This window comes from Candidatus Cloacimonadota bacterium (assembly GCA_020532355.1).
In the GTDB taxonomy this organism is placed as follows: Bacteria; Cloacimonadota; Cloacimonadia; order Cloacimonadales; family Cloacimonadaceae; genus UBA5456.
On record JAJBBD010000320.1, the window covers coordinates 1 to 7,491 of the forward strand.

The 7,491-nt window shown below is 41.9% G+C and carries 7 protein-coding genes; 2 read left to right on the plus strand and 5 right to left on the minus strand.

The genetic code is table 11. The features are described from left to right. A partial coding sequence (locus tag LHW48_10980) for a C10 family peptidase (protein ID MCB5260970.1) occupies positions 1-1,538 on the plus strand: 1,538 nt, incomplete at its 5' end. A 25-nt stretch (positions 1,539-1,563) separates the two neighbouring features. On the opposite strand, the gene LHW48_10985 is transcribed toward LHW48_10980, so the two are convergent. Next, the gene (locus LHW48_10985) at positions 1,564-2,883 is read right to left on the minus strand and encodes a PKD domain-containing protein (protein MCB5260971.1); all 1,320 of its coding nucleotides are present in this window, start codon (positions 2,881-2,883) and stop codon (positions 1,564-1,566) included. A 623-nt stretch (positions 2,884-3,506) separates the two neighbouring features. Here LHW48_10985 and LHW48_10990 point away from each other — a divergent pair. Continuing rightward, the gene (locus LHW48_10990) at positions 3,507-4,232 is read left to right on the plus strand and encodes an XRE family transcriptional regulator (GenBank protein MCB5260972.1); all 726 of its coding nucleotides are present in this window, start codon (positions 3,507-3,509) and stop codon (positions 4,230-4,232) included. An 89-nt stretch (positions 4,233-4,321) separates the two neighbouring features. Here the strand turns inward: LHW48_10990 and LHW48_10995 are convergent, their stop codons facing one another. From LHW48_10995 to LHW48_11010, 4 genes are read right to left on the minus strand one after another with little or no spacing between them, the layout of a single operon-like run. Then, positions 4,322-4,969, minus strand: coding sequence for a hypothetical protein (locus LHW48_10995; GenBank protein ID MCB5260973.1), 648 nt, complete (start codon positions 4,967-4,969; stop codon positions 4,322-4,324). Further along, entirely contained in the window at positions 4,966-5,730 is a 765-nt protein-coding gene (locus LHW48_11000; protein ID MCB5260974.1) for an ABC transporter permease, read from the minus strand. Before LHW48_11000 ends, LHW48_10995 begins: the two co-directional genes overlap by 4 nt. Positions 5,731-5,750: 20 nt before the next feature. Then, positions 5,751-6,101: a hypothetical protein gene (locus tag LHW48_11005; GenBank protein ID MCB5260975.1), complete on the minus strand. Its 351-nt coding sequence runs from the start codon at positions 6,099-6,101 to the stop codon at positions 5,751-5,753. Positions 6,102-6,150: 49 nt separating this feature from the next. After that, a complete protein-coding gene (locus tag LHW48_11010) occupies positions 6,151-7,050 on the minus strand; it encodes an ROK family protein (protein ID MCB5260976.1) in 900 nt (299 codons plus the stop codon). Between the last annotated feature and the right edge of the window lie 441 nt (positions 7,051-7,491).

Genomic DNA, 7,491 nt, shown 5'->3' on the forward strand with positions numbered 1-7,491 from the left:
AAAAGACTACCTTAAAAAACGAAGATACCCCTCTCGCTTTTGTCTACACTCTTAAACCTACCGGCTATCTAGTGATTTCTGCCCAAAGCGAATTGCCCCCTCTAATGGCATATTCATGGGATTCCACGTACGATTCCAAAGACCCTGTCAATCCCTTGCAACAAATACTTGTGGCAGATCTTACTTTCAGACTCCAATGGGCAGACTACTCACATGAAGATGCCTGGCAGGAACTAGAAAAAAATCCGCAAAGCATATCGATGAGAAATGAATATCTGATGAATTCAACTTGGAATCAGACAGCTCCTTGGAACAGGATGTGCCCCATAGATCCCATTAGCAATACTCGCAGTGTAGCAGGTTGCCCTGCCATTGCTATGGGACAAATAATAAATTATCTAAAAACTCTAAACTGTACCCGCCTTACCAACGCAGATGATTATTATCACTCCTTTTCCGGCAGAAACTACATGATTGATGATGATTTTGCCGATCTGAGATTTCCCTCCTTTCTCTCTCTCAACGATTATCTCGACCGCATTAACATGGCGTTTAATTATGAACAGAACCTGTCCGACAGCTTGCAGGCTGCGTTGGTATTTGCTTGCGGTACAGCTTTACAGCAGATATATTCATCTCAAGTTTCCGGCACTCTATCTGTAAATCAGGCATTCGCCGCCTATCAAAGATTTGGCTTTGCGCGCGCCAATCTCTTGGGTCCTGACCACCCCAATCTCTATGTACGCATGATGTTCGATTTATCCGATGGTATTCCCGTGCATCTGGCAATGGTAACTCCCACCCAGGATGCAGGGCACAACGTGGTAGTGGATGGCTTCAACGATGAGGGACTATTTCACCTAAACTTCGGTTGGGGTGGGCAATACAACGGCTGGTACTCGCTGCCGGAGCAAATGCCCTATGGACTAACCGTAGTAGAAGGCGCCGTAGTAGATCTGAGTCCCACAACGACAGTGCTGAGCCTTCCCGAGCAGATAACAATGTCAGCCGGGGAATCCCAAAATATCGAGCTTGTAAATCTTTCCGATACTGAACTCACCTTATTGGATGTACTTTATCAGGACGGCTTGAATGCGGATGAATGGCAGATTTCGGTGGATTTGCCGATTACCATTGATGCCATGGGTGTCCTGAATCTTACGTTGAGCCACACAATTCCCCTCCGAGAAATCGTACATGGCAAGATCCGATTCGTTTTTGACCAAGCCTTTCTCAGCGTACCCATCTCTTTCAGCCCTTCTAGCTCAAGCCAAGATGAATCTCAAAGCCCGGCTGCAGTTCATGTAAGCACTTCACCAAATCCATTTTCTACCACCTGTAGCTTCCACATTTCTGGAGCCAAAAGCGACGATTTGGAACTGAGCATCTACAATCTTAAAGGACAGGTGCTCAAACGCTCGAAGCAAATGAACTGGAACGGCAGAGATACACAGGGAAAGATTTGCCCTACAGGCATTTATCTGTATAGAATCGAAGGAACGGACTTCCATTCTACGGGAAGAATACTGAAGCAATAATATCCTGCTTTTTTTAAGAGCACAATCAAGGCTCCAAGCAGACCGCCGTGACCCGATAAAACATGTGTTCTGCGCCCATACCAACTCCGCTGTGCCGATACTCTGTAGCCGGATAAGCGATGGGTGCCAAAAAATAATAGTCACCAAAAGCATCGTCCGATCCATTAAAATAAAGAAAATAATACTGGGGTATGATGCTGTTTCCGTATTCGTCTTCGTATATATGATTCCAGCTTATAATGGCGTCATTCCCATCCATCTGAATAGTAGTATTCACTTCAGGAATAGTTCCTGACAGAACCTGAATGTATCCATATTTGGTTTCACTAGCATAGCTTATGCCATCTCCAACTGTTAAAGTCACATCATATACACCCGGCTGCGTAAAGCTTATCTGAGGGTTTTGCAGACTGCTGCTTTGTCCTCCAAAATCCCACTGCCACGAAGTTATTGGAGCGCTTCCCTCTATGCTGAGATCGGTAAATTGCACAGTGAGAGGAGCCGTTCCAGAAAGTATATCTCCCCTAAAATCTGACTGAAGCCCAACAGGTGGCGTCCAGATATATGAGGCTCCAAACGCTGGAAGTTGTGCGGATGAAAATACTACTCGATCATCTGGATCGGTTCCGGCATTGGAAGTTGCCCAATCGCCACCATTGCTTACTACCCGATTTGAAAAATTGCCAGCCGGTATAACCGGTGCCGCCCTCAGCCCTACATGACAGGAACTTGTTGTACTCGCTTGCATTTCTCCATAATTAATCTTAATCTGCATTCCAGCTTCAAGTAACTGAATCTGAAAATTGAACGAATCTCCTTCGTTATTCTTTTTCCTTAAGTGCTCCCACTGCACCGTCAGCACTCGATTAGGGGCTGTGCCAGATTGTTTGATATAGATATTTGACCCAGATTGGGCTTGCAAATCCATGCCCAACCCGGAGATTCTTGCCACCAGACTTTGATCTGCTTGCCCATCCATTATTGTGTTCAAGGGCTTGCTGATATCAGTTGAGCGCATATCCACAGCGTTTTCGCCTAACGATGATTTGCCCAATGAAATCCAACCATCCACATGAACCCCCACTCTGTCGAAGGTATCTCCGGCAAAATCAAACTGAAATCCGATGGGAAATCCGGGGCCTGTCCAATATTGAACACTTCCAGCCGGATTCAGCGGATAAACTATATACTGACTATCCATACTTGGGCTTCCCAAAGTACTGCCGTCGGAAATTGATATGTAACTGCCGACTGAGTATTGGAAGTCGTAGTTTGCCAACAGGTTATCGCTCCACAAAAAACATACGCTTACAACAATAATAAGCACAGATAACATACGTTTCATAGTACACCTCTTAGATTATGATAAGCCAAATTCCATTAGCTCATACATTTACGATTATTTTTCTTGATATATCCAAATCACTATTGTGTCAAGCATAAATGTCATTTACGAGATTTTTGCTGATCCATATATTATACAATATCAATTAGTTGCAAATTCTATACTCACTTGTGGATACAATGCTAGGAATCTTATAAATTGCTCATTTCTGCCAATGACCGCATTGTATGACATCCCATCCCCACGCGATTGGCTTATTCTCAAGTTTGATTCAATCTGCCTTCATCTTGAATATTAGCAGTATCACGGGAGAAACTATCCTTAATGTATACTTAAAGCATAGGGAAAAACTCAAGTGATATCGTTTCTGAAGGGTACGATTACCTGATAACCGGGAATATAGAACTTGCTATTAGTAAAGAGATTAGAAGAAACAATTGGCAAGATTGATCAATACTGCCAATACTGTTTTATGTAAACTAATATTAATTTGAGTAAGCATGCTTTTGAATCTGGGCGGATTTGATAATCAAGAAATAATTCTTGACAAGATAAGCGGCACTAACATAATTAGTTCGTGTGGAATAAATACTAAAACACAATTGATTTAAGGAAGTAATGCTATGATCGGTGAAAGATTACGTGCCCTGCGTCGCGAACTCAAGAAGAAACAGATAGAGATCGCTAAAGAGCTGAAGTTAAATCCTTCTGCTATTTCTCAAATGGAAAGCGGAAAGATCAATCCTTCTTTGGATAATATGGTGCAAATGTGGAAGCTTTATGGGGTGGATTTACATTGGCTTATAACCGGAGAGGGAGCTATGTTTTCGGACAGTAAAAAAGGACTTGAAGAAAGCAAAAACAAGGGTTGGGAAACTCTGCAGCAAATGCTTAATAAGAGTTTGGAAGAGATCGCTAAGGCTAAGATTGACTTGGTTGATTCTGCAGTAATAGATATTCCTGTACAGGGTGAAATTGCTGCCGGACCTCCGGTTGAGAGTAAACATCCTCAAACCGATACCATCTCAATCCGGCGCGGACAGATCAAGGGAACTCCGGGCAACTTTGTAAGTCTGAGAGTTAATGGGCATAGCATGGAGCCTTCTCTTCGCCATGATGATATAGTGGTTATTAACCAATGTAACGATTGGGACAAGCTTTCCGGTAAGATTTGCGCTGTTCGCATCGACGGCGCTATCACGCTTAAGATGATGACTATGGATCATAAAACCCGTACCGTAATTCTTCTGCCCATAAATGAAGAATACAAGCCTATTTTGGTTAAACCTGAAGAGCATGGAGATCTTAGCTTGATTGGGAATGTAGCTTCTTTGTATCGCAGATTTTAGCCAATATCTGAGGAGTATATTAGGTTCTGATCATCTTTTCTTGGCGTAAATTAGTGTGGCGCCTGCTAAAAGTATGATGTTACCTATGCTCAACTTATAATAAAGTATTCTTGATATTCGCTTAAGTCGATAATCTCGTTTGCAAAACCTCTGCCGAAATCATCGTCGATACTGGCAATAAGCATGGAGTATTTCTCGCGTAGCAGACCTAGCACCCTGTATAGTACCGAACGTTCTCGTTTGTTTAGTATGTAATAGGGATCGTCTATCAGCAGTACTTTAGGTTCAATCAACAGGCAACGGACAAAGCTAAGCAGCTTAAGATCCCCGGCTCGATAGCGTACCGGGCGAAAGGACAAATCCAAGTTTAGTCCAAACAAAGTCATCAAGGCTTTGATTTTTGTATTGATTTCATCGTCATCCATATCCGGATGCAACCATCTTATGGGCAGCATAAGGTTCTCGTATAAAGATAGATTGGAAAGCATTATGCCTTCGTCGAATACATAGCCAAAAAAGCTTGCTTGCAAGCCGGCAGCCAGAAATTGGGGTAGGCCAACTCCATCAATGTAAATCCCTCCAGAAAGCACTTCATCTAAGCCCATAATAGCGTTCAAAATGGCTCGGGAAAGATTCTCGCTGGGATCGTATAGCTGACTTACGTCATTAACTGAAAGTTTGAGGCTCAAACCCTGTAAACCTTCTTTACTGCATACATCCTTAAACTCTATTATCATCTCAATATCCAAAACAACCAGGTTATTAACATATCGGCAAGAATGATGGCAAAAATCGAGCTAACTACAGCCCGTATGGTACGCTGAGGAACCTCTGTGCTGGCATGACCTACGCTCATTCCATGGTATGTTGAAACCGTGGAGACAATCAATCCAAATACAGTAGATTTAATTAGGCTCGAGATAACATGAGAGAACTTAAGCACCGAGAGAAATTCACTCATAAAAGTAGCAAACTCGAGATTGCTGAACATCCTTGAAAACAGCCATCCGCCTAATACTGCCACAAAATTGAAGTATAACACCAATATTATCATTGCCACTACTACTCCAATTATTCGGGAAAGCACTAAATAGCCAATAGGCGATATTCCAAAAGATTCTATCAGATCTATCTCTCTCCGAACCTTCATATTCCCTAATTCTGTAGAGATTGCTGTTCCACTGCGAGCAACTACTACCAAAGCAGTTAAAATGCCTGATAGTTCATTTACCACTACTGTTACCAAAACAATGTGTACCCAAATGCCCTGCCCAAATCCCGAAAGTAGATTTGTGCCCTGCAATATTACCAAGCCCCCTATTGCCAAAGCTAAAAAGCTTATCAGTGGAAGCGCTTCATATCCAGTAAAGAGGATTTGCCTCAAGATCACCATTGAGCTTAGGTTACGATTTGACCTCAGATGAAGCACCTCATCCAAAGTAAGAGCCAAAAATGAAAGAAAGCCCTGGGCGGACTTCCTTTCACATACTTTCGTCATAGACTCTGCCACAAAAAATGCTATTTTAGAATAAGGGTCTTCTTTGTAGAAGTGTAACGACTGTGAAATCTTACTTCTACAACATAAGTACCAGCTTGTGCCAGATTCCCATTTGTATCCGTCCGGTCCCAAGAATAGAATCCGGTTTTGTCCAAAATTCCACTGTAAACAGTTTTTACGATATCGCCCTTTTCTGAAATAATTACAATTGAGATATCCGTTACACCGTTGTATGCCAACGCAATCTCACATTTATCCTTCATGGGGTTGGGACTAATGTCGAAGCGGTACAATTCATCCAATTCTTTTGCCAGCAGAGCCACACTTAACAGCAACATGATACCGATAATTATAAATACCTTGCTTTTCATAGTTACCTCACATTTAGTTTTTAACATATAGTTAATACTTTTGCAAGTTTTATTCCTTTGTCATCATTCTTTCGCACATCTGGATGCCTCCCATTACGCCAGCACGGTTACCATAACGGGCAAGTACACATTTCAGATGCTTGGCGTTTGCCTCGGGGAGCAATTCTTTGATTCCTTGTTCCAAAGTGGGAATATTATACAGGGACAAATCCATCGCCCCCCCGCCAAATATTAGAATATCGGGATCCAAGATTGTACACAGATTTGCCATAGCACGAATCATCGCTTCTTCACCTAGCGCTATAACCTTATTGACTACAGAAATACGATTTCTCAAGGAGATCAGATTTGGTAATGCCATTCCTGCATAGGGTGAATTGAGCGCCTGTAATCTTCGGCGAATACCATCAACAGAGCTATATGCCTCCACACATCCCTTCTTTCCACAAGCACAAAGTTCACCCTCAGGATATACTATGGTATGACCAATTTCTGCAGCAAAACCGTGCGCACCATGGAATACTGATCCTTGATAAACTATACCTCCTCCGATACCGCTGCCAATTGTTATACCCACACATAACTCACAATCTTGCAAACCAGATTCTGCCAAAGTCATAAGATTGGCATCATTATCTACGAATACTGGAAGGTTAATATCTTCTGGGATAATTTCGGCGGGGTTTAGGTTTGTCCAAAATCTCAGATTAGGATTTAAGCCCACAATCTTGCCATCGGGGAAACTTAGCGTACCAGGACTTCCGATGCCGATACCACAAACATTCCATTTTTTTACCCGATTAAAGATCTGAGCAAAGGTGCTACGAAAGCTTTGCAGGCTTTTTTCGCTTAGTCTGATCGTGTCAAAGCACTGTAATCCGTTTTTGGTATCTCCGATTCCATATTTAAAGCCGGAGGCACCGATGTCGATCCCGAGGAATAGCTTCATTGATACACTCCCAAATGATAATGAATACAAACACTTAGAAGGCGGGGAATATGTCAATACCCAAGGGCAAATTATTTATCAATTTAAAAAATAATTGCAGAAATAAATCAACAGCTCACCGATCTAAGCTTTATATAACGCAAAATTCTCTGTAACAAAAGCTCAGAATATATTTATAAAATCTCTCCTACCGAAGCAACACTTTTTCAGATTGAGTTTAACAATTGAGTTTACCTCTTTATCATCAGATCACATTAGGCAACTAATTGCACCTTTAATTATTTGCTAAATAATACACAAGAGCTTTGCTTGATTATTCTGCCAAGTTTGCTTTAATTTACAAGCAGATTAGATTGTTTATTACATCAATCAAGCCCTGAGGAGGCAACATGCTTTCAGATCTCGAAATTGGACATCTTACTAAACTAAAACACATTGATG